General features: G+C 55.8%; 23 protein-coding genes, 1 pseudogene and 1 other annotated feature. Of the genes and pseudogenes, 8 read left to right on the top strand and 16 right to left on the bottom strand.

Annotation, left to right across the window (positions count from 1 at the left end; genetic code table 11):
* Positions 1-52: 52 nt before the first annotated feature.
* The 5 genes from ilvN to ACOTX3_RS03780 all read right to left on the bottom strand — a co-directional run bounded on the left by ilvN (position 53) and on the right by ACOTX3_RS03780 (position 3,732).
* Positions 53-340: an acetolactate synthase small subunit gene (gene ilvN, locus ACOTX3_RS03800; protein WP_001171659.1), complete on the bottom strand. Its 288-nt coding sequence runs from the start codon at positions 338-340 to the stop codon at positions 53-55.
* Positions 341-343: 3 nt separating this feature from the next.
* Complete coding sequence (gene ilvB / locus ACOTX3_RS03795) at positions 344-2,032, bottom strand: acetolactate synthase large subunit (protein ID WP_058678978.1); 1,689 nt, start codon at positions 2,030-2,032, stop codon at positions 344-346.
* A gap of 104 nt (positions 2,033-2,136) precedes the next feature.
* Complete coding sequence (gene ivbL, locus ACOTX3_RS03790) at positions 2,137-2,235, bottom strand: ilvB operon leader peptide IvbL (RefSeq protein WP_071830013.1); 99 nt, start codon at positions 2,233-2,235, stop codon at positions 2,137-2,139.
* 107 nt (positions 2,236-2,342) lie between these two features.
* A complete protein-coding gene (locus ACOTX3_RS03785) occupies positions 2,343-2,822 on the bottom strand; it encodes an Hcp family type VI secretion system effector (RefSeq protein WP_058678977.1) in 480 nt (159 codons plus the stop codon).
* A 205-nt stretch (positions 2,823-3,027) separates the two neighbouring features.
* A complete protein-coding gene (locus ACOTX3_RS03780) occupies positions 3,028-3,732 on the bottom strand; it encodes a hypothetical protein (protein WP_058678976.1) in 705 nt (234 codons plus the stop codon).
* Between the two features lie 625 nt (positions 3,733-4,357).
* Here ACOTX3_RS03780 and tisB point away from each other — a divergent pair.
* The 4 genes from tisB (at position 4,358) to emrD (ending at position 7,214) form a co-directional block, all read left to right on the top strand.
* A complete protein-coding gene (gene tisB, locus ACOTX3_RS03775; RefSeq protein ID WP_020684667.1) occupies positions 4,358-4,447 on the top strand; it encodes a type I toxin-antitoxin system toxin TisB in 90 nt (29 codons plus the stop codon).
* Between the two features lie 64 nt (positions 4,448-4,511).
* Positions 4,512-4,958, top strand: coding sequence for a GNAT family N-acetyltransferase (locus ACOTX3_RS03770; RefSeq protein ID WP_013094803.1), 447 nt, complete (start codon positions 4,512-4,514; stop codon positions 4,956-4,958).
* A 62-nt stretch (positions 4,959-5,020) separates the two neighbouring features.
* The gene (locus ACOTX3_RS03765) at positions 5,021-5,854 is read left to right on the top strand and encodes an EamA family transporter (protein WP_058678975.1); all 834 of its coding nucleotides are present in this window, start codon (positions 5,021-5,023) and stop codon (positions 5,852-5,854) included.
* A gap of 175 nt (positions 5,855-6,029) precedes the next feature.
* The gene (gene emrD, locus ACOTX3_RS03760) at positions 6,030-7,214 is read left to right on the top strand and encodes a multidrug efflux MFS transporter EmrD (RefSeq protein ID WP_038420858.1); all 1,185 of its coding nucleotides are present in this window, start codon (positions 6,030-6,032) and stop codon (positions 7,212-7,214) included.
* On the opposite strand, the gene ACOTX3_RS03755 is transcribed toward emrD, so the two are convergent.
* Both ACOTX3_RS03755 and dsdC read right to left on the bottom strand, forming a co-directional pair.
* Positions 7,117-8,205 (bottom strand): glycoside hydrolase family 5 protein, encoded by a 1,089-nt coding sequence (locus tag ACOTX3_RS03755; protein WP_032618344.1) that lies wholly within the window; start codon positions 8,203-8,205, stop codon positions 7,117-7,119. The two genes, emrD and ACOTX3_RS03755, sit on opposite strands and share 98 nt — an antisense overlap.
* 84 nt (positions 8,206-8,289) lie before the next feature.
* Positions 8,290-9,216 carry a DNA-binding transcriptional regulator DsdC gene (gene dsdC / locus ACOTX3_RS03750; protein WP_058678974.1) on the bottom strand — a complete coding sequence of 309 codons (927 nt, stop codon included), beginning with the start codon at positions 9,214-9,216 and terminating at the stop codon, positions 8,290-8,292.
* 297 nt (positions 9,217-9,513) lie between these two features.
* Here dsdC and ACOTX3_RS03745 point away from each other — a divergent pair.
* Positions 9,514-9,738 (top strand): annotated as a pseudogene (locus ACOTX3_RS03745) (DsdX permease); the annotation flags it as partial.
* Between the two features lie 17 nt (positions 9,739-9,755).
* On the top strand, positions 9,756-11,042 hold the full coding sequence (gene dsdA / locus ACOTX3_RS03740) for a D-serine ammonia-lyase (RefSeq protein ID WP_048972031.1): 1,287 nt from the start codon (positions 9,756-9,758) through the stop codon (positions 11,040-11,042).
* A gap of 32 nt (positions 11,043-11,074) precedes the next feature.
* On the opposite strand, the gene ACOTX3_RS03735 is transcribed toward dsdA, so the two are convergent.
* The 4 genes from ACOTX3_RS03735 to ACOTX3_RS03720 all read right to left on the bottom strand — a co-directional run bounded on the left by ACOTX3_RS03735 (position 11,075) and on the right by ACOTX3_RS03720 (position 14,793).
* Complete coding sequence (locus ACOTX3_RS03735; protein WP_013094796.1) at positions 11,075-11,422, bottom strand: DUF202 domain-containing protein; 348 nt, start codon at positions 11,420-11,422, stop codon at positions 11,075-11,077.
* Entirely contained in the window at positions 11,412-11,759 is a 348-nt protein-coding gene (locus ACOTX3_RS03730; RefSeq protein WP_013094795.1) for a YidH family protein, read from the bottom strand. The genes ACOTX3_RS03735 and ACOTX3_RS03730 overlap by 11 nt, the downstream gene beginning before the upstream one ends.
* Before the next feature lie 92 nt (positions 11,760-11,851).
* Entirely contained in the window at positions 11,852-13,174 is a 1,323-nt protein-coding gene (locus tag ACOTX3_RS03725) for a 6-phospho-alpha-glucosidase (protein ID WP_127869126.1), read from the bottom strand.
* On the bottom strand, positions 13,171-14,793 hold the full coding sequence (locus tag ACOTX3_RS03720) for an alpha-glucoside-specific PTS transporter subunit IIBC (protein ID WP_058678972.1): 1,623 nt from the start codon (positions 14,791-14,793) through the stop codon (positions 13,171-13,173). The genes ACOTX3_RS03725 and ACOTX3_RS03720 overlap by 4 nt, the downstream gene beginning before the upstream one ends.
* A 222-nt stretch (positions 14,794-15,015) precedes the next feature.
* On the opposite strand from ACOTX3_RS03720, the gene ACOTX3_RS03715 reads away from it, so the two are divergent.
* Positions 15,016-15,762, top strand: a complete 747-nt coding sequence (locus tag ACOTX3_RS03715) for a GntR family transcriptional regulator (RefSeq protein ID WP_127869125.1) — start codon at positions 15,016-15,018, stop codon at positions 15,760-15,762.
* Here the strand turns inward: ACOTX3_RS03715 and ACOTX3_RS03710 are convergent.
* From ACOTX3_RS03710 to ibpA, 3 genes are all read right to left on the bottom strand, one after another.
* Positions 15,730-17,391, bottom strand: a complete 1,662-nt coding sequence (locus ACOTX3_RS03710; RefSeq protein ID WP_013094791.1) for a putative transporter — start codon at positions 17,389-17,391, stop codon at positions 15,730-15,732. The genes ACOTX3_RS03715 and ACOTX3_RS03710 overlap by 33 nt on opposite strands.
* Before the next feature lie 165 nt (positions 17,392-17,556).
* On the bottom strand, positions 17,557-17,985 hold the full coding sequence (gene ibpB / locus ACOTX3_RS03705) for a small heat shock chaperone IbpB (RefSeq protein ID WP_058678970.1): 429 nt from the start codon (positions 17,983-17,985) through the stop codon (positions 17,557-17,559).
* Between the two features lie 136 nt (positions 17,986-18,121).
* Positions 18,122-18,532 carry a small heat shock chaperone IbpA gene (ibpA, locus tag ACOTX3_RS03700; RefSeq protein WP_006177605.1) on the bottom strand — a complete coding sequence of 137 codons (411 nt, stop codon included), beginning with the start codon at positions 18,530-18,532 and terminating at the stop codon, positions 18,122-18,124.
* Positions 18,526-18,598: a sequence feature (ROSE (Repression Of Heat Shock gene Expression) occurs in the 5'-region of heat shock genes and acts as an RNA thermometer to modulate expression.), on the bottom strand. (Overlaps the previous gene by 7 nt.)
* Positions 18,599-18,846: 248 nt before the next feature.
* Here ibpA and ACOTX3_RS03695 point away from each other — a divergent pair.
* Complete coding sequence (locus ACOTX3_RS03695) at positions 18,847-19,179, top strand: YceK/YidQ family lipoprotein (RefSeq protein ID WP_020685435.1); 333 nt, start codon at positions 18,847-18,849, stop codon at positions 19,177-19,179.
* On the opposite strand, the gene ACOTX3_RS03690 is transcribed toward ACOTX3_RS03695, so the two are convergent.
* Both ACOTX3_RS03690 and ACOTX3_RS03685 read right to left on the bottom strand, forming a co-directional pair.
* A complete protein-coding gene (locus ACOTX3_RS03690; RefSeq protein ID WP_058678969.1) occupies positions 19,176-20,405 on the bottom strand; it encodes a DUF3748 domain-containing protein in 1,230 nt (409 codons plus the stop codon). The genes ACOTX3_RS03695 and ACOTX3_RS03690 overlap by 4 nt on opposite strands.
* A 50-nt stretch (positions 20,406-20,455) precedes the next feature.
* Positions 20,456-21,793 (bottom strand): MFS transporter, encoded by a 1,338-nt coding sequence (locus ACOTX3_RS03685; RefSeq protein WP_161496901.1) that lies wholly within the window; start codon positions 21,791-21,793, stop codon positions 20,456-20,458.
* Between the last annotated feature and the right edge of the window lie 71 nt (positions 21,794-21,864).

Here is a 21,864-nt window from a genome sequence, read left to right as displayed (position 1 = left end):
GGCGCTGCGCTTATCCGGCCTACAAGAGCGAAAGACGCTTACCTTAAGCGATCTATTCGAAGAACACCGCAATTTTGTTAAACATGGTGGGATCGGACTGGTTGCGCGCCACTCTGGTGACGTCTTCCAGCTTGTCGATCTGGGCCATCATCTGCTCCAGACGCTGATCGTCATTGACCAGTAGCCAGATGCGGCTGTGCTCGCTGCCCTGAATCGGCAGACAGAGAATGCCTTCGACGTTAAACGCGCGACGGGCAAACAGCCCGCAGACGTGGGTCATGACGCCAGGGTGGTTGCGGACGGTGAGTTCCAGAATGACGTTTTCATGTTGTTTCTGCATGGCTTATTCCCCCACCATCTCAGTATTTGCCGCACCCGGCGGCACCATCGGATACACTTTTTGTTCAGGGTCGATACGGACGTGGATCAGCGCCGGGCCCGGACGAGAGATCGCCGCCTGCAGCGCTGCGTGGGCGTCCTCTTCTGCGTTCAGATCGCAGGTATGCAGGCCAAAACCGGCGGCAATCTGCATAAAGTTAATCATCCCCGGATAGGTTGCCGCAAACACTCCCTGCTTGTAGAACAGGCTCTGCTGCTGGTGTACCAGCCCCAGCGCCTCGTTGTTCATCAGGATGATTTTAACGTCTAACTGATTTTCGGCCGCGGTGGCCATCTCCTGAATGTTCATCATCAGGCTGCCGTCACCGGAGAAACAGATCACCTTGCGGTCCGGGTTCGCCAGCGCCGCACCCACTGCCGCAGGCAGACCAAAGCCCATGGTTCCCAGGCCGCCGGAGGTCAGCCACTGACGCGGACGGTTCAGCGGATAGGCCTGGGCGGTCCACATCTGGTGCTGCCCAACGTCGGTGGTAATAATCGCGCTGTCGTCCACGCAGGCGGCCACGGCGTTAATCAGCCCGTAGTGGCTCAGCAGGTCGCCTTCGGTTGGGATCGCGCCCGGGAACTCGCGTTGCAGATCCGCCACCATCTGACGCCAGTCGGCGCGATCAGTTGCGTCCGTTTGCGGGATCAGCTGTGCCAGCACGTCGGCCACGTCCCCCTGAATCGCCACGTGCGGTTGTTTGATTTTACCCAGCTCGGCGCGGTCGATATCCACGTGAATGATTTTTGCGTTCGGGCAGAACTGCTCGGTTTTACCAATCGCCCGGTCATCAAAACGCGCGCCCATCACAATCAGCAAATCCGCCTCTTGCAGGATGTAGTTAGTGCTGCGCGCGCCGTGCATGCCCAGCATTCCTAATGACAGCGGATGCGCTTTAGGCAGCATACCGAGCGCCATCAGGGTCATGGTGGTAGGCAGGTTGGCTTTTTCAGCGAACTGACGGATTTCATCTGCGGCATTGATTGCCCCGCCGCCCAGATAGAGCACCGGACGTTTAGCGGCGTTGATCATGGCCGCGGCATCGCGCACGCTCTCAGCGCTGAATTCTGGCGCGGGTGCTCGCTCGCCCGGCTCCGGCAGGACGTCGATCTCAATTTCTGCGGTCTGGACATCCTTAGGAATGTCTATCCACACCGGGCCTGGACGACCGGACTGCGCAATGCGGAACGCATCGCTGATAACCTGAGGAAGCTCGGCAATATCGCGAACTAAATAGTTATGTTTGGTGATGGGGATAGAGATACCGTAGGTATCCACTTCCTGGAACGCATCGGTACCGATCATTGAGGACGGCACCTGGCCGGTAATGCAAATCAGCGGAATGGAGTCGAGACGCGCGTCGGCGATGGCGGTTACCAGGTTGGTCGCCCCCGGACCGCTACAGGCCATACAGACTGCCGGTTTACCCTGCGTACGCGCCATGCCCTGAGCGATAAAACCCGCTCCCTGCTCATGACGCGCCAGCACGTGGCGGATCTTCGTGCTTTGGCTTAACGCGTCATACAGCGGCAGCACCGTACCGCCCGGAATACCCGCAACCGTGGTAATGCCCTGTCGTTCCAGTAAATGAACAATCAACTGCGCGCCCGTAAAACGCGTCTTGGTGGATGTTGTGCCCGAACTTGCCATGCTCCAGTCCTTTTATGGGCCGACTTTCCGGGGAGGGGTCCTAAACGAAAAACCCCGCCCGGTTTGCGCCGGCGGGGTTTTGGATTCGTGTGTTGATCCAGTCCCTACGGCGCATTGCCGACGACCACCACCACACGCACGACGACCACTGCGGCTGGTTGCGCAGTTTTTAGTAGGGTCGCGGTGTTCATGGATGCAGTCATGGGGGACCTGTGTTTGGAATCATTGATTGAATTTATACAAACACAGGTTTTCGGGCGTGACAATGGAAATATTTTCATCTGCGCAAAAATGCGTCAGGGATCACGTTTTAGTATGTTGCTCGCTCATTCCAGGCGTCACTATAGACGACATTTCCGTCGCAATGTTTCCAGGTGATTTTCTCATAGCGTATGAGAACCGTTTCGAGGTGTGTTCCGGTGTTGGCACCTGGATACAAATCGGGTGTAATAGAAGTTATTTTTACATTCTCCATAATGATATTAAAATACTCCTGCTCTAAACCAGCCTCATTAATCTGATACATCTTTATGGTGGCTGACTGAAGCGTTCTCCCCGTACTCAACGCCCGAAATAAAAACGGAGTGACACGATCAAATTCCTTCTGGAACATGACGGGCATATGTATGCGCGTGCCCGTTAATTTCCCGGTATTCCCGTCGACCGGGATATTGACGTTATGAGTGAACGATTTAAGTTCAATTGCGCCTTCACGCCCTGACACCAGGCAGGGACCTACCATTGGCGAACCATTTTCATCTGTCAGAAACAAATAAGCCGGATTTGACATACAAACTCCTTTTTATAAAACTCAATCGTACTTATCAAAGCGGCCGAAAATTATCGGATGAACAATAATAAATACGACGATAGCAATGAACGTTAATAATACCCAGTGGTTGGGCACCAGCCAGAGAAACAAAGAGGCGCAAGCAAAAATATAAACGGGGAATAAAACATCTGTAAAAAGAATGGATAGCAGACTCTTAAACATTCTACTTATCCTTTAAGTCGTTATAGATCGCATCAAAATCCTTGTAGAATCCCGTTTGCACTTTCTTAATGATTTCAGCCAGGAATGGTTCAAAAAAGTAGTAAAGCATCTCCAGTTGTGCAGCATAAAGGGTGGCGTAATAATTAGGATCCAACACTTTCAGACGACGGGCAGCAAGAGCGCACTTCTGGTCCGTACCCATCAGCTGCAGAGCCATAACAACATTGGGTACACGGCGTGCAAGCCGTTCGACGACGATCTCTGAAAGTAAGCCGGATTCCGAAAGGGATTTGGCCAGCGTCCATGCTATCGCTAAACGCGCTGCCTTGCTTGCCGGGATGTTTTTAACAAGGCCGGTTACGTTTGAATCCGTCTTGCGAACGCGATTTTTTTCATTCCCATTTTCAGAATCAGTCATAATGCTTTCAAAATAAAGATAGAGCATGTGTGCTATTACATTGCGATAACGGTAAATAGACACAATTGAGAGGTACATCCTTTTTTCTTCTGAGAGTAACTCTTCACACACATCGTGATAGCTGGGGATTAAGCATGATGAATACCAACTAACACGCTCCATTCCTGAGTAAATATCAGAACCGATCCCCTTTAATGCTTTCCATGTCCCAGCAACGCCTTGTTGTCCATAAATAGCTAACTGCCTGTCGCTCTGGAACTTCATCTTCAAGTAATCAGATGCTTGCATAACCTATCCATACTTTTTTTATGGTTATGTGAATATACGTTGAAAAACTTAGCAATTCAAATCTGTTAATTTTATTTAAATACTCATTCACGTTAAAAATAAACAGACTTAATTTTATTTAAATAACATATATTTAAGGATTATTAACTGAAACATTGATATGTACCTTATTTCTGCCGGGTACGTTGCCAATAAGTCAACCAGCATCCCGTTCGGTACAGAAAGCAGAAAACAAAAAACCCCGCCGGAGCGAGGTTTTTTCAGGGTTTTGCGGTTGGTTGCCGCAGAACACACTGTGTTACGTCAACGCACGAAGTATATGCGATCGAAGACGAACGCGCAATTCCGGCACGGATTTTGACGTTTTTGAGTATGGAATGGGTTTCGAATTTTGTCCACAAAATACTGTTCATGCATACAGTATTTATCTATACTGAGGATGTTCGCAGTGAGCGAGGGGGCCGCAGTTCTACCGGCGCAACGAAGTCCTGGCTGAAACGGGTGGTGCCGTCAGTGCCTTAACCCTCTGAAGTGAGCACACTGTGTTACGTCAATCGAGGTGCTGGCAACAGGCGGCGGAAAGGTACGCCAGCATCGTGCTCCTTTTTACCAAAAGGAGACGCGTATGAGCGTAGTGGATATGGTGATACTTATCCTCAAACTCATTGTTGCTGTTCTGCAACTGCTTGATGCTGTCCTGAAATACCTTCGGTGATTCAGGTTCAAGTCGCACCTGAGAGGGGCGGGCAACCGCCCCTCTTTAATAACGAGGGAATGCTATGTCGCGTCTGTTAATTGAACCCATCACGCCGGAAGAGCCCGGGTATATCGCGCTGAAAGCCGAAAGCATCGCGGCGAATTTCAATATGCTGCGCAGGCTGGAAGAGAACTGGCAGCGCGGTGAAAACCGCTTTAACGCGCCGGGTGAAAAGCTGCTGGGTGCCTTTTTAAACGGCAAGCTGGTGGGCGTCTGCGGCCTTAACCGCGATCCGTTCAGCCAGCAGCCGCGTGCCGGACGTATTCGCCATCTTTATGTCAGCGAGAAGTGCCGCGGTCTGGGCATTGGTAAACAGCTGTTAACGGTGGTAATGGCCGATGCCAGCATCTGGTTTGATTTCCTCAATACCCATGCACCCGATACGGCCTGCGGCTTCTACCGTCGGGCAGGCTTCAGGCTGGTGTCAGACGAGCCACGGGTCACCCATCGTCTCTTTTGCGCGGTGTAGCTGGCTGGCGACATCAGGTCGTGAATGTTACAGTTGAGTGACAATTCACCGCCAAAGACGCCATGACCCTCTCCGTTTTCTGTATTTTGCTGTTCGCCGCACTGCTGCATGCCAGCTGGAACGCCATTGTCAAAGCCGGAACGGATAAGCTTTACTCGGCAATCAGCGTTAGCGGCTCCGCCGCGCTCATTGCGCTGGTTTTATTGCCATTTTCTCCTCAACCCTCCGTAGCCAGCTGGCCATTTTTAGTGGTCTCCTGCGCGCTGCAGGTGGTGTACACGGTACTGGTGGCGAAGACGTATCAGGTCTCAGACATGAGCCAGACCTATCCGCTGATGCGCGGAACAGCCCCACTGCTGGTGGCGCTGATCAGCGTGCTGGTGCTCGGGGATAGCCTCTCCTGGCTCGCCTGGGCGGGCATCGGGGTGATCTGCCTGTCGATCCTCGCGATGGCGATGAATGGCCGATTGCAGTCCCGCAAGGGGATCTGGCTGGCACTGCTGAACGCCTGCTTTATCGCCGGCTATACGCTGGTGGACGGAACGGGCGTACGTTTATCGGATACCGCGCTGGGCTATACGCTGTGGACCTTCTTTATGAACGGCTTCTGCCTGCTGTGCTGGGCAATTGTGGCGCGACGCCGCGAAGCTTCCAGCTACCTGCGTTTGCACTGGAAAAAGGGGTTGCTCGGTGGGGTGGGAACCATGGGCTCGTATGGCCTGGCCTTATGGGCGATGACGCAGGCTCCGCTGGCGGTTGTCGCTGCGCTACGTGAAACCTCCATACTCTTCGGTGCGCTGATCGCATTTGTGCTTTTAAAAGAAAAGGTTGCCGGTCTGCGTATCGCTGCCGCGTTGGGTATTGCAGCCGGTGCGATCCTGCTGCGTCTGGCGTAATTCACTGGCAACATTAGTTGCCGTTCTTGTTTACAAAACCTGCCTTCATCCTCTCCTTCATTCATCATGACAATGCTTAATTTGTCATCTCATTGTGGTAGATTCCTCGCGCATTTATGGGAATGCGTAGTCACTTATTCTTCATTTTTCTCTTTTGGCAAAAGTATTCAGCGACATGAAAAAACAAAGGAACGTTAACTTATTGTTGATGCTGGTGTTACTGGTGGCCGTCGGTCAGATGGCGCAAACCATCTACATTCCGGCGATTGCCGACATGGCAAAGGAACTCAACGTCCGCGAGGGCGCGGTACAAAGCGTGATGGCCGCCTACCTGCTGACCTATGGCGTTTCGCAGCTGTTCTACGGGCCATTATCCGACCGCATTGGCCGCCGTCCGGTCATTCTGACCGGCATGTGCATTTTCATGGTCGCGACGGTGATTGCTATTACCACCCATAGCCTGACCGTACTGATTGCCGCCAGCGCGCTGCAGGGGGTAGGCACGGGCGTCGGTGGGGTGATGGCGCGTACCTTACCGCGCGATATGTATCAAGGCACGCAACTCCGCCATGCCAACAGCCTGTTGAATATGGGTATTCTGGTCAGCCCGCTGCTGGCACCGCTGATTGGCGGCCTGCTGGACACAATGTGGTCCTGGCGCGCCTGCTATGCCTTCCTGCTGGTGCTGTGCGTGATTGTCACCTTCAGCATGGCGCGCTGGATGCCGGAAACCCGTCCCCAGGACGCACCGCGCACGAAGCTTCTCGCCAGCTACAAAACGCTGTTCGGCAACGGGGCTTTTACCTGTTACCTGCTGATGCTGATCGGCGGTCTGGCGGGCATTGCGGTGTTCGAAGCCTGCTCCGGCGTGCTGCTGGGAGCGGGGCTTGGCCTGAGCAGCATGGTGGTAAGTATTCTGTTTATCCTGCCGATCCCGGCGGCGTTCTTTGGGGCCTGGTTCGCCGGACGTCAGAACAAACGCTTCTCAACGCTGATGTGGCAGTCTGTAATCAGCTGCCTGCTGGCTGGCCTGATGATGTGGATCCCGGGTCTGTTTGGCATAATGACCGTCTGGACGCTGCTGATCCCGGCGGCGCTGTTCTTCTTCGGCGCGGGGATGCTGTTCCCGCTTGCCACCAGCGGCGCCATGGAGCCGTTCCCGTTCCTCGCGGGTACGGCGGGTGCGCTGGTGGGCGGTTTGCAAAACATCGGTTCCGGCGCGCTGGCCTGGCTCTCCGCCATGATGCCGCAAACCGGGCAGGCTAGTTTGGGTTTACTGATGACGCTGATGGGGCTACTGATTTTGCTGTGCTGGCTGCCGCTGGCGTCGCGTGTTCCCCACCACGAGCAGCCTGTTTAACCGCATGATGGCCCGGCTTCTCGCCGGGCTTTTCACACGCCGGGGCAATCATCGCCTCCAGCAGAGGCTCTGGCGCTGGCCGCCAGGCCCCCTCCTCTCCGTCATAAAACTGGAAATCGGCGTTAATCGCGTAGGGTATTTTCGCCTTTTGCAGCTCGCAGGCCATAAACGTGGCAAAGGCCATTTGCGACGCGGTGGGTGTAAAGCGGTTTGACTCCCCCACGCCCCAGCCCCCGACCCAGCTGACGTGTCCGGTTTTTTGTTGCCAGCGCAGCGCCGTCGCGATGCGATTGTGAATCGCCGCTTTCTCCGCCGCCGTACCGGAGGTCCACGGGTATTTGCCGTTATTTTTCAGCGGCCCCCAGGGGAAGATATGCCACTCCGCCAGCAGGAAGTTTTGGCTGTGCGCAGGCAGCTTGAGGCTGGGGAGATCTTCGGGGGCCGCACGCAGGCGGGGAGCGATGAAGATCATCCGGTCCGCATCAATGCTGTGGATGACCTTGATGGTTTTCTCATACACCCGGTTGAGCGAGGCTGCGTTGTGGTTGAGCTTGTCCGCAGGCTCATAAATCAGGTCAAAGCCCAGCAGCGGCGAACGTTTGCCGAAATAGTGCGCCACGGCAATCCACCAGTCGGTAACCTCTTTTTCGTTATCGGCTTTCGGATCGTTTTTATAGCTGTCCGCCTGATACGCGATAATCGGGATCACGCCGTACTGCTCGCAGGCTTCCACCAGCTTACGCAGGTGGATCAGCCGTGCTTCGGTCGGCTCATCGGCCACACGAATACGCACATGGCTGATGCCTTTCGCGCGAAAGTCGCGTACCACCAGCGGGTCGAATTCCCGTATCCCGCGCTCGGTGCGCGCCCAGTCCACGTCCATACCCACACCCAGCTTTTGTGCATAAAGCGCAGCCGTCAGCGGCGGCTCGGCGGCTATCGCCCAGCCGGAAGAGAGAAGTAACGCGGTCGCAATAAGAGGCTTTAACACGGCTTACCCTGGATAAATCAAAAGCATTACCTGTATTTAGCACGCTTTCTCGCATTTGGTGTAGCGTCAAAGCGTAATAATTCTTCAGCCTGCCAGTTCTCTTAGCCAGCCAATAAAGGCGTCAATTTTCGGCCACTGACGGCCGGGAAGCGTTGAGATGTAATAGTGCTGATGGCATTTGAGGGTCTTGTTGCCAAACGGGGCGATAAGCTCGCCCCGCTCAAGGCGCTTTTGCACCAGCCGCTTTCTCCCCATCGCCACGCCCACATGATTCATGGCTGCCACTATCGCTAAATCGGAACGATCGAAGCCAATACCCGATGATGACGGCATATTCATCGCAAAATGCTGCGCCCAGCTGAGCCACTCATCCGTACCGGAATCATTACTCCAGGCCTGACGGTCGTGCAGTAACGTGCAGTGGCTGAGGTTATCGGGGTTTTTCAACAGCGCATGCTCGCGGGCATACGCGGGCGAGCAGACGGGCAAAATCTCCTCGTTCATCAAGAAGTGATGAGAAAGGTAGTTTGGTGGCGTATCGTCGAAATAGATGGCCAGATCGATGCCGGTTCGCTGCATATTGACGTACTCATTGCCGGTGAGAATGGTGAGAGATATCGACGGATAACGGCGGGTAAAATCCCCCAGCATGGGGACGAGCCAGCACTGGGCGATTGACGGCCGGGAATACACCGTCAGCGTACCGGACAGCGCCTGGTTTTTAATATCCAGGATCTCCTGATTCAGGGTGTCGAGGGATGATTTTAGGGTCCAGTAAACGCGCTTTCCCTCCTGCGTCAGCTCAACTTTACGGTGCGAGCGGACAAACAGCTGAATGCCCAACTCCTCTTCCAGCAGGTTGATGCGGTGGCTCACCGCGCTGGGGCTGAGCGACAGTTCCGCCGCCGCCAGCGCGAAGGATTCATGCCGGGCAGCCACTTCAAAAGTGTACATTTTTGACAGTTGCCAGCCATTTAGCAGCCGGTTTCTGACTTCATTCGCATCGGTCATCACAATTCTCACACGTTATTTCTGCGCCCAGCATACCGCCCAGGCATGAATTTATGTGAACCAACAGCGAAATAAGTGCGCTTTTTTGAGTTCAGTCACTCAGTTGATCCAATCTGGCTCACCTGAACGGCAATTTTTATCGTTTGTCAGCTCACGCCGTTTTTTCGTCCAATACCCACAGATGACATAAGGGTGAGGTGAGATATGGGATCGCCGGTCTGGGTTGTGGTAACGCTGCTTGTCAGCATTGTGTTGATTGTTTTAACCATCGTAAAACTGAAGTTTCACCCGTTCCTCGCGCTGATGCTGCCGCTCTACCCGAACGTAAGCCCGGAGATCATCACCATTGCCATCGGTTCCGGCGCTATTGGCTGCACGATCGTGACCGATTCGCTCTTCTGGCTGGTCAAGCAATACTGCGGCGCGACCCTGAATGAGACCTTCAAATACTATACGACGGCGACGTTTATCGCCTCGGTGCTTGCACTTGGCGGCACATTCCTGCTTTCTTTCATTATCTGAGCGCGACGAGACGTATTATGGAAAACGCAACTATCACTGCTTTAACCGCACAGTTTCCTCTGGTTGAGGATCTGATTGCCCTGAAAGAAACCACGTGGCTTAACCCACGAACCACTTCGCTTGCAGAAGGGTTGCCCTATGTCGGGCTGACCAAAGCCGACGTGGACGACGCGCATGCGCGCCTCAACCGCTTCGCGCCATATCTGGCGAAAGCCTTCCCGGAAACCGCGGCAACGGGCGGGATTATCGAATCTGAGCTGGTTGCTATTCCGGCCATGAAAAAACGGATAGAGAGAGAATCTGGCAAGGCTCTTCCCGGAACGCTGCTGCTGAAAAAAGACAGTCATCTGCCCATCTCCGGCTCGATTAAAGCGCGCGGCGGCATCTATGAGGTGCTGACCCACGCGGAAAAACTGGCGCTGGAAGCGGGATTGCTGAGCACTGAAGATGACTACAGCATCCTGCTGGAACCGCGCTTTAAAGACTTCTTTAGCCAGTACAGCATTGCGGTGGGTTCAACCGGCAACCTGGGAATGTCCATCGGCATCATGAGCGCACGCATCGGCTTTAAGGTGACGGTACATATGTCCGCCGACGCCCGCGAGTGGAAGAAAGCCAAACTGCGCAGCCATGGCGTTACCGTCGTGGAATATGAGCAGGATTATGGCGTGGCAGTGGAACAAGGGCGAAAAGCGGCGGAAAACGACCCGAACTGCTTCTTTATCGACGATGAAAACTCCCGCACCCTGTTCCTGGGCTATGCTGTTGCCGGCGAGCGCCTGAAGGCGCAGTTTGCCGAACAGGGCCGTGTGGTGGATGCAGAGCACCCGCTGTATGTCTATCTGCCGTGCGGCGTTGGCGGGGGTCCTGGCGGTGTGGCGTTTGGTCTGAAGCTGGCGTTTGGCGACAACGTTCACTGCTTCTTTGCCGAGCCCACGCACTCCCCGTGCATGCTGCTGGGGGTTTATACCGGCCTGCACGATGAGATTGCCGTGCAGGATCTGGGTATCGACAACGTGACGGCAGCGGACGGGCTGGCGGTCGGACGCGCGTCGGGCTTCGTCGGCCGCGCGATGGAACGTCTGCTCGACGGGTTCTATACCCTTTCCGATCAAAGCATGTACGACATGCTCGGCTGGCTGGCGCAGGAGGAAGGGATTCGTCTGGAGCCATCGGCGCTGGCGGGCATGGCCGGGCCGCTGCGTGTTCAGGCTGATGCCAACGTCACCCATCTGGTGTGGGCGACCGGCGGCGGCATGGTGCCGGAAGACGAGATGGCGAAGTATCTGGCGAAAGGGAAGTAATTATGCCGGGTGGCGGCTGCGCCTTACCCGGCCTACAGGTGCACAATTTGTTGAATGTGGGTTACCGCAAACAGCAGTGATAGCGACAGCACGGCCAGGGCGATGAGGAACTTATCCCGCACCGCCTTCGGCTGCACAAAATCGTCCTGCGCCACGTCCATCACGTTACGGCTGCGGGTATAGCGCCATAAAATGATGGCCACCAGCGCCAGCACAACCAGTGAGATCCAGAAGGGTAGCCCCGTGCGGTGCCAGTTGTGCTTAATCGCCAGGGCAATCAGCGCGCCATACCCCAGCAGCGTGCGTAGCCACGCCAGCGACGTCCGCTCCGGCTGCAGGCCGGGGTCCGCTTCGCGCCGCGCTTTGCGACTATCCGCCATACACCACCAGCACCATCACCACGCCCGCCACTGTTAGCAAAATCGCACTGATGATCAGTAACCCACGCGTATAGGGCAGATCCTGCTTCAGGCGCATCGCCTTTTCGTTACGCAGCCAGCGCAGATAGCCGTAAATCGCCAGTACGCCCGCAAACAGGCACAGCAACAGCGCCAGCACTTCACGAATCAACGGCGTGGCGAAATCGGGCGCGAGCTGATCAAGACCGACGCCGGCGGCCAGAAAGCCCAGCGCGGTACGGATCCACGCCAGATATGTACGTTCATTGGCCAGCGAGAAGCGGTAGTCCGGGGCTTCACCGAGGCGGGAAATTTTCATGAAGGCTCCTTGTCATGCTGCAGGCAGGCTTCAGCATAGCGTAAATCGGCCAGGACAAGGAGACCGGCATCAGGCGATGCCGGTCAGGAGGGTTAATGCAGCTCTGGCCAGTAATCCTTATTGGCCTCGATCAGGTCATCCAGAATCGCTTTCGCGACCGACGCGCTCGGTACGGTTTTTGACAGGGTGATTGCCTGCCAGAGTTTCTGGTACGAGCGTTGCTCCCAGGCATCCACCACCAGTTTTTCCACCGCCACCTGCTGGCTCATCAGCCCTTTCTGGAAGTGCGGGATATCGCCCACGGTGAGAGGCTCCGGCCCGTTATGGCCCACCAGACACGGAATTTCCACCATCGCGTCGGCATCAAAGTTATGAATGGCCCCGTTGTTTGGCACAATCAGCAGCATCCGCTCCTGGGTATTAAAGGCAATCGCCGTCGCCAGATCGACGATGTACGAGGCATGTTCGTCGATCTCCAGCTCCCCGGCAGAGGATTTTCCGGCTTCTATAATCGCCCGGCACGAACTGAATACATGCTTCTCACGGTGATCCATAACTTCATTGGCGCGGGTCCGCTCCGGGTTGGCGTGCGCGACCACGTAGTCCGGGAACAGGTAATACTTCAGATAGGTGTTTGGCATGGTATCTGGATCGAGCGCCTGCACGTCTTTGGCTTTGGCGAAGGTATCGTTCCAGCTCGCTTCGGTATGCGCATCTTCCGAAGGCGGAACATAGCCGTGTTTCGCCACGTATTCGCTCAGTTTCGGCATCAGATCGTTACCGTTCAGATCTTCAATCGATGTCCACCAGCCGAAGTGGTTCAGGCCGTAGTAACGCACGCGCATCTGTTTGCGGTCTTTCAGGCCCACAATCTGCGCCATGCGCCCTTCAATACCGATTGGCATATCGCAGATGTTGAGAATTTTGGCATGCGGACGCAGGCGGCGCGTCGCTTCCGCCACAATCGCCGCCGGGTTGGAGTAGTTCAGCATCCACGCGTTCGGGGAGTACTGCTCCATATAATCCACCAGTTCCAGTACGCCGCCGATTGAGCGCATGCCGTAAGAGATCCCACCCGGGCCGCAGGTTTCCTGACCCAGCACACCGTGACGCAGCGGAATTTTCTCGTCTTTTTCGCGCATCGGGTATTTGCCCACGCGGATGTGCGCCATCACGAAATCCACATCGGTAAACGCCGCTTTTGGATCGGTGGTGTAGCTAAACTCAATCTCCGGTGCCTGTTCCTTAAGGATAATTTTGCACGCCTCGGCGATGGTTTCCTGACGTGCGCCATCGTTGTCATAAAACTTCAGGGCACGCAGCGGGAAACGGTCACGGTTGGCTAACAGCATCAGGACGATACCAGGCGTAAAGGTGCTGCCGCCGCCTGCAATGACAACTGAGAATTTTTTCATGATATAGCCTCTGTCAGGGTGGTTTGTTCATTCGTTAAAGGGGTTTTCATCAGCGATTCCAGCTGGTCGCGCACCTGCGGAACGTGCAGGCCAACGATCACCTGTATGCCGTTGCCGCGTCGCACTACGCCGTGTGCGCCGAGGGCTTTGAAGACCTCATCGCTTTGGGTTTGCGCCATGTCGACCAGCGCGATACGCAAGCGGGTGGCGCAGTTGTTGATGCTTTCGATGTTGGCCGCGCCGCCCAGCGCCTGCAGGAATCCGGCGGCTTGGCCGACCTGCTGGCTGGCGGCAGCCGGGGCGGTGGTTTGTCCGCGCGCCGCCTTATAGTCCGCCTTGCTGTAGAGTTTGATTTCACTCTCTTCACGACCCGGGGTTTTGAGGTTCAGACGCTCAATCAGCGTTTTGAAGACCACGAAGTAAAGGCCGGTAAAGCAGACGCCGATGCCGATCTGGGTGAATACCATTGAAGCGTGGTTATGGAACATGGGGATCCAGTTTTGCGGCAGGAACTGGTCCAGCAGGCCACCGCCCATGTTGCCCACCACGCCAAAGGTGTACATCACCGTCGCCATGGTGGCCGCCAGCACGGCGTGAATGGCAAACAGCAACGGCGAGATAAACAGGAAAGTAAATTCCAGCGGTTCGGTAATCCCCACCAGCACGGCGGTAAGCGTGGCCGGGATCAGCAGGCCCGCGACCTTGACGCGGTTTTCTGGTGAGGCGGTGTACCAGATCGCCAGCGCAATCCCGACCGATCCAAACACCTTAGCGTTACCGTGCAGCGCGAAACCACCTTCCGGGAACAGGGTTTTCAGCGGCAGCGTGCTCTGGCTGAACGCCTGAAGATGCTGCGCCCAGTAGACCTGGATCCCACCCTCAACGGCGGCCGGGCCAAAGATAAACGGACCGTAGACGAAGTGGTGCAGCCCGGTTGGGATCAGAATGCGTTCCAGGAAGGTATACACCCAGACACCGAGCGCACCGGCGGAGCGTAAGAACGCCTGCAGGGACTCAATGCCCATCTGCACTTTCGGCCAGCCCAGCAGCGTCAGCCAGGCGCAGGGGATCATGACGAAAAACGCGATAATCACCACAAACGAGGTGCCCTGGAAAATGCCCAGGAAAACCGGCAGTGGTTTCTCGAAAAAGCGGTTATGGATCGCAGTGACAATACCGGAAATCGCAATCGCCCCAATAATGCTGGTATCAAGGGTTTTGATCCCGGCAATCATCGCCAGCCCGCTTCCCGCCGTCGGTTCGGCGGAAAAGTCGACGCCAAAGAAGTGGCCCCAGGTCATCCCCATCGCGTTGATGAAGTAGTTCCAGGTCAGGAAGCTGATCAGCACCGCCAGACAGGCGCGGCCCTGCGCCTGTTTCGCCAGACCAATCGGTAAGCCAACGGCAAAAATCAGCGGCATATTGCGGAACACCGCCCAGCCGCCCTCTTCAATGATGTGCACGATCTGCGCGAACAGATTATCAGGAGCCGTTAAGGCTTCGCCCACGAAAAGCGGATTGCGAAGCATGATGGCGATTCCCACCACGATCCCGGCAAAGGGAAACAGCAACACCGGGGTAAACATGGCACCACCAAAACGTTGTATTTGACTGAGCATCTTTAAATCCTCACGTAACAACCTGTAGGGGAGAGAGGCCTTTATGGTTTTGTGCTGGCCTGAGGTGAGCATAAGAAGTTACTGATGCGCGAACATGGCGTGCCGCTGCGATTCGTGATCGCATTCATGGTTTTATTTTGACCAATAAGGTCTACTTTTCGCTGTAAATATGGACATGTCAGGATGCAATCCACACCCTGATACGGGCAGAGAGGTCTACTGGTGATCTACAAATCCATTGCCGATCGATTACGGCTACGGCTGAATTCATCGGACTACAACATCGGCAGCCCCATTCCGGGTGAGAAAGCGCTGGCGCAGGAGTTTGGCGTGGCGCGCATGACCATTCGCAAGGCGCTGGATCTGCTGGTGAACTGGGGGCTGGTTGAGCGGCGGCACGGCAGCGGGACGTTTGTAGCACGCAAAGTTGTGCACCATGAAACCACCAACCTCACCGGGCTGGTGGAGGTACTGCGTCAGCAGGGCAAAGAGGTACAGAGCAAGGTGTTGCAGTTTGAAGTGATGCCCGCCCCGCCCGCCATCGCCAGCCAGCTGCGGATCCAGGTGGATGAGCGGATCTACTTTTCCCGCCGGGTGCGCTACGTGGACGGAAAACCGCTGATGCTGGAGGACAGCTTTATGCCCGTGAAGCTGTTTCGCAACCTCTCGCTGGCGCATCTGGAAGGGTCAAAGTTTGATTACATCGAGAAGGAGTGCGGAATTACAATCAGCGGCAATTACGAGAGCCTGACGCCGGTACTGGCCGATAAACAACTCGCTGGTTACATGAACCTGCCGGAGCAAACGCCGCTGCTGCGCATTACCTCTCTCTCCTACAGCGACAGCGGCGAGTTCCTTAACTATTCCGTGATGTTCCGAAATACCAGTGATTACCAGGTGGACTACCATCTGCGGCGCATCCACCCGGACGACCTGCTAACTCATCCCCCAGAACAGCACCGCCAGTAGCTGCGGGGTGATGATGCGCAGGAACATGACCAGCGGATAGACCGTAGCGTACGACAGCGCCGCCGCGCCGCTGGTGGCGTGCAGGCTATTGGCAAAGGCCAGCGCCGGTGGATCCGTCATTGACCCCGCCAGCATGCCGCACAGCGTCAGATAGTTCATTTTAGCGAACATTCGCGCCAGTATGCCGACCGTCAGCAGCGGGATCGCGGTGATGAAGATGCCGTAGCCGACCCAACTCATCCCTTCCCCCCTGACCAGGGTATCGACAAAATCGCCACCGGATTTTAGCCCGACGACCGCCAGAAACAGCACAATGCCCAGCTCGCGCAGCGCCAGGTTGGCGCTCGGCGGCATAAACCAGTAGAGCTTACCGACACAGCCGATTCGCCCGAGGATCAGCGCCATAATCAGCGGCCCACCCGCCAGACCCAGCTTGAGGGCCACCGGGAACCCCGGTATATACAGCGGAATGGAGCCAAGCAGCACCCCCAGCCCGATACCGATAAACACCGGCAGCATTTGTACCTGCTGCAGTTTTTGCTGAGCGTTACCGACCATATCCGCCACGGCGTCAATGGACGACGGACGCCCGACCAGGTTAAGAATATCGCCGAACTGCAGGCTGGCTTCCGGGCTGGCGACCAGTTCAACACCGGCGCGATTGAGACGAGAGATAACCACGTCGTAACGTTCTTTTACCTGCAAATCGCGTATTTTCTTGCCCAGAACGTGCTCGTTAGTTACCACCACTCGCTCCACGCGCATGTCGGTGCCGCGGGTTGAGAGCGAGGTATCCACTTCCTGACCAATCACCAGCCGCGCGTTGTTTAAATCCCCGGGCTGCCCGACAAGATGCAGCAGATCGCCTTGCCGGATAATGGTGCCAGGCGCGGGCACCATCAGCATCTCGTCACGTTTAAGGCGCGAGCAGATGATATTGGCGCTGTTCAGGATCGGCACGTCCTGAATCGCCATGTTGTTCAGATTGGGGTTATCGACGCGGATGTTGATGGTTTTGATCGGCATATGGCCGTTGGTAAGTGTGGTTTCGTGGTCCTTCGCCTCTTTGTCGACGTTAATGCGAAAGAGCACCCGAACCAGCCACATGGAGAGCAGAATGCCGCAAATCCCGAACGGATAAGCCATGGCGTAGCTCATCCCCATCTGGTCGACAATGCCGGGTTCGATACCTAAATCGCGCAGGATTTGCTGGCCCGCACCCAGCGCGGGCGTGTTAGTCACGGCCCCGGAGAAAATGCCCAGCACCACGGGCAACGGAATGGCGAAGAGTTTATGCAGGATAGCGGTGACCAGCCCGCCCATTACGACGATGCCGAGGGCAAACAGATTGAGGCGTAATCCGGAAACCCGCAGGGAAGCAAAAAAGCCCGGCCCGACCTGAATGCCGATGGTATAGACGAAGAGGATCAGGCCGAACTCCTGCGTAAAGTGGAGCATATCGGCGCTGAGAACCAGCCCGAGTTTATCAGCAAAGTGTCCGACAAAAATGCCGCCAAACAGCACCCCACCGATCCCAAACCCGACGCCACGGATTTTGATGTTGCCAATCCATAATCCAACAACAGCGACCAGGGCCAACACGCTGACGGTTAACGCGATATCACTCATGATCCACTTCCTTGCATAACCTTAGTTATGATAAGGATTCTCTCAGAGCCGCGGGCGGTTGTATGGGCGATGGCGCACAAAAAAGCCCTGCCGGAGCAGGGCTTTATCTTTTCACCCTCTCCCTGTGGGAGAGGGCCGGGGGTGAGGGCACCAGCCCGCACAGCATTAACTATTCAGCGCCGGCCGCTCGCTAATGGCGATACGCTGTGGCGCGATGGCTTCCGGCACGTTACGGACCAGGTCAATATGCAGCAACCCGTTGGTAAAGGTCGCGCCGGAGACTTCCATATGATCTGCCAGGGTAAAGCTCAGGGTAAACGGCTGAGTCACCAACCCCTGATGCAGCCATTTGGTCTCGGTTTCTTGTTTTTCCGGCGACCCTTTCACGGTCAGACGCGTGCCTTCGAGCTGGATATCCAGATCGTCCTGGCGGAACCCGGCCAGCGCCAGCGTGATGCGATAGTGGTTATCGTCGCTTTTTTCGATGTTGTACGGCGGAAACGTCTGGTGCTCAGTGGTGCTTTGCAGGGCGCTAGCCAGTTTGTCAAAACCAATCCACTGACGCAGCAGGGGGGATAAATCGTAGTTACGCATACTAAATCTCCTTCTGAGAAGCGAGTTCGGCACAGTTTATTTTTGTGCACAGTTGTTCCTGCAAATCCTTGTGGATTCGCATATGCTCCCGGTTCGGCAAGCAATTCTGAGTGGGCCGCTGACGCGACCCGCGGCATTAATTAATTTCGATACGGCGCGGTTTTTTCTCTTCCGGAATCACACGTTCCAGCTCGATAAACAGCAGACCGTTGACCAGATTCGCGCCTTTAACGTGAATGTTCTCAGCTAACTGGAACTTGCGTTCAAAGTTGCGCTCGGCAATGCCCTGGTAAAGGTAGGTACGTTCTTTCTGCTCGGCCGTATGTGAACCTTTCACCACCAGCAGGTTGTCCTGCGCGGTGATCTCCAGTTCGCTCTCTGCAAAACCGGCGACAGCAATGGCGATGCGGTAGTGGTTTTCATCAACCAGCTCAACATTGTATGGAGGGTAGCCGTTGCTCTGGCTTTGGTTATTTTCTAAATGGTTAAACAGGCGGTCAAAACCAATTGCAGAACGGTATAGCGGGGAAAGATCGAAGTTACGCATAAATAAAAGCTCCTGAAATCAGCGAGAAATTTTAGCCTTCCACCATGGACAGGCCATTGCGCCCCCGAACACCCATCAGGCGTGTTCGTTATCGGGTTACATTCTTAAAATGGGTCTGGAACCGGTGTTTTCAACCGCGACGTTCGCACTTTTTTTTGCACTTTTGTGCTTCTCGCTTAGACTGGGACAACAGCACAAAGGGTTAAATTGCGATGGCTGCCACAGTGCGGGGTTATTGGACTATTCATTTTCAACAAGGCTCGCTATAACCCAGAGTTGCAGGTCTATGCAGTGCCATTAACGATGACTGAGTGATGATGAAAAATGTTCTGATTAAGCTGACGATGTTCAGCGGGGTGGTTTTACTTTGCGGGTGTTCGAGCGTGATGTCTCACACCGGCGGTAAAGAAGGAACATATCCGGGGACGCGCGCCAGCGCGGCGATGATCTCCGATGATGACACGAACTGGGGCACCAAATCCCTGGTGATCCTCGATATGCCGTTCACGGCAGTGGCCGATACGCTTTTGCTGCCCTGGGATATGTTCCGCACGGACAGTTCCGTACGCTCGCGCGTTGAGAAAAGCGAGCAGCAAAATCTGGCAACCAACGCCGTTATCCCGCCCGCCGAGATGCCGCGACGCTAATCCTGTACGGTTTCCGTTAGCCATAGCTGGCGGAAACCCTCTTTCTCCTCCATCCATGCAATAGCGCGCCCGTCCGGGGAAAAGACGACCGCATCGGCAGACGGCGGATTGCCGTGATCGGACGTCAAAAACGTGACCTCTCCGGTCTGCGCATCGCAGCAGGCGATACGATTTTCCAGCACAAATCCCAGACTGTCGCCCGAAGGATGCCAGTTGAATGCCGACTGGATACCGCTTTCGGTATGCGTTAACTGACGCGGCTCGCCCCCCTCCGGTGAGATCAGCCACAGCTGGACAATGCCGTTATCATCACGCATCAGAAAAGCAATCTGCGTACCCTGCGGGTTGCTGCGCACCCAGTGGCGCGGCACGTTCACCAGCCCCGGATACGCCTTTTGATGGGTAAAGGTCAGACGGCGCTGCAGCACGCCAGCAGGCGGTGCTGGCATCGTCTCTGGCGTGCCCTGCAATGGCGCATCGCCTGCTTGTTTCCAGCCCTGCTCGTCTTTGGGCAGATCGACAATAAACAGTTCAGGCACTTTTTCGCCTTTCACAGACAGGGTATCGCCAATAAACGCCAGCCTGCCGTTGCCCACCCAGCCCTCTTCATAGGCGCGGTTGATCTCATCGCTGCCCGGCTGTGGGTTTGGCGTCGTGCGGCTTACCAGCACGCTCCAGAAGGTGCCCGGATATTCATGAGGATGGTTGCCCTGCGGGATGACCGGGCCAAAGGGTGCGGCGACGCCAACGTTACGTAAATCGAGCTTTGGATCGCGCTCATGCAACACATGGTCGTTATAGGTGAAGCTGACGAACTGCCCGTTCGGGCTAAAGACGTGTACATGGCTGCCGCCACGGAGTGCGCCTGCGGTATAGGGCGCGGTGATATCCATGGCATCGAGGTTGCTCGCCTGGCCGTTATGGACAATCACGCCCTGGCGATGGTGAAAATCGTATTGCCAGTCTGCATCCGGGTTTTTCGGGCCGTGGATAAAGACATATTTGTCTTGTACAGGATGAACGGTCACCACCCCGACATGCGCGCCGTGCGTGGCACGATAAATCACCTCAACCTCGCCCGTACTGACGTTTACCCGCTCAATGGTTTCGCCGGTGAACGATGCCCCGGACGGGCGCACATCGTAGACCAGCCACTGGCTGTCCGGTGTCCAGGTATTGGTATTGGTGAGCTGGTGGTTGCGGGAAGCAAAGGTGATTTGTTTCATGGGATACCCTGATGCGCAGTTATCGCATCAGGGTAAAACATCCGAAGGGATTAGCCTACTCGTTTCACGTCGCCGACCAGCAGGATGTAGGAGAGCGCGCCAATCAACGCCACGGCGGAGATGTAGACCAGGGCCGGGCCAAAGCCGTAGTCCTGCGCCAGGTAGCCGATGACCAGCGGCACAGTGATCCCGCCGAGTCCACCGACGAAGTTGAACACACCACCGGTCAGGCCAATCAGACGCATCGGCGCCAGAGACGACACCAGCGACCAGGTGATAGAGGCAAAACCGTTGCCGAAGAACGCAAGCGCCATCAGGGTCATAATCCACACCGGATCGTTGGTGTAGTTGGCGCCCATGATGCAGGTTGAGATCAACAGCCCGCAGATAATCGGCGTTTTACGCGCAACACCTAATGAGACGCCTTTTTTGACCAGCTTATCCGCCAGCCAGCCCGAGAGCAGCACGCCAAAGAATGCGGCAAGGAACGGCACGGTGGTCATAAAGCCCGCCTTCAGCGCGGTAATCCCCTTTTCCTGGGTGAGGTAATTCGGGAACCAGGTCAGGAAGAACCACAGCGTCGACGTAACCGCAAACTGACCGAGATAAACCCCCACCAGCTTACGATGGAAGACCAGCTTCCAGTCCGCGCGGGTCAGCGGCTGACGCGCCTCTTTTTTCACTGGCGCATCGCCGTCTACCAGGCCGCCACCGTCGCGGATGTAGTCCAGCTCCGCTTTGGTGATATTTTTTGTCAGACGTGGCGGTTGATAGACCTTGAACCAGATCAGAGACCAGATAATGCCGATCCCACCGGTGACGATAAACACCCAGTGCCAGCTTAGCAGCTCCTGGATCCAGATTAACAGCGGGGTCAGGAACGCCAGGCCGACAAACTGCCCGGAGGTGTAAAAGCCCACCGCAGAGGCACGTTCATGCTCCGGGAACCAGCTGGTGACCATACGGTTGTTGGTGGGGAACGCGGGTGCCTCGAAAACGCCGGTGATAGCACGCAGGCCAATCAGCGACATCAGCCCGGTCGCGAAGCCCTGGAACAGGGTCGCCACGGACCAGCCTAAAATGGCGATGAAGTAGGTCAGACGCGACCCTACGCGGTCGAGGAACCAGCCGCCCGGGATCTGGCAGAGCGTATAGAGCCAGGCAAACGCCGAGAAGACGTAGCCCATTTCCGCCTTGGTGATCCCAAACTCTTCCTGAATATGGGCCGAGGCCACGGCAAGGTTGGCGCGGTCAACATAGCAAATGACCACGGTAATAAAGATCATGATTAGCGTCAGGTAGCGGCGACGCCCGGTCTTTGTAGCAGTAACTGGAATATCCATCGCAATCTGTCTCCAGATTTTGGGCATAGCGAAGCCGCTCACCATGCCCTGTAATTTACAGAGGGTTATATTTTTGTATGTACGTTTTTATTGCCCGGTGGCGCTTCGCTTACCGG

The sequence above is a fragment of the Enterobacter cloacae complex sp. IR5384 genome (assembly GCF_049237265.1).
Classification (GTDB): Bacteria; Pseudomonadota; Gammaproteobacteria; order Enterobacterales; family Enterobacteriaceae; genus Enterobacter; species Enterobacter cloacae.
Note: the sequence above shows the minus strand (reverse complement) of the source record. Positions and strands in the feature narration are given on the sequence as shown.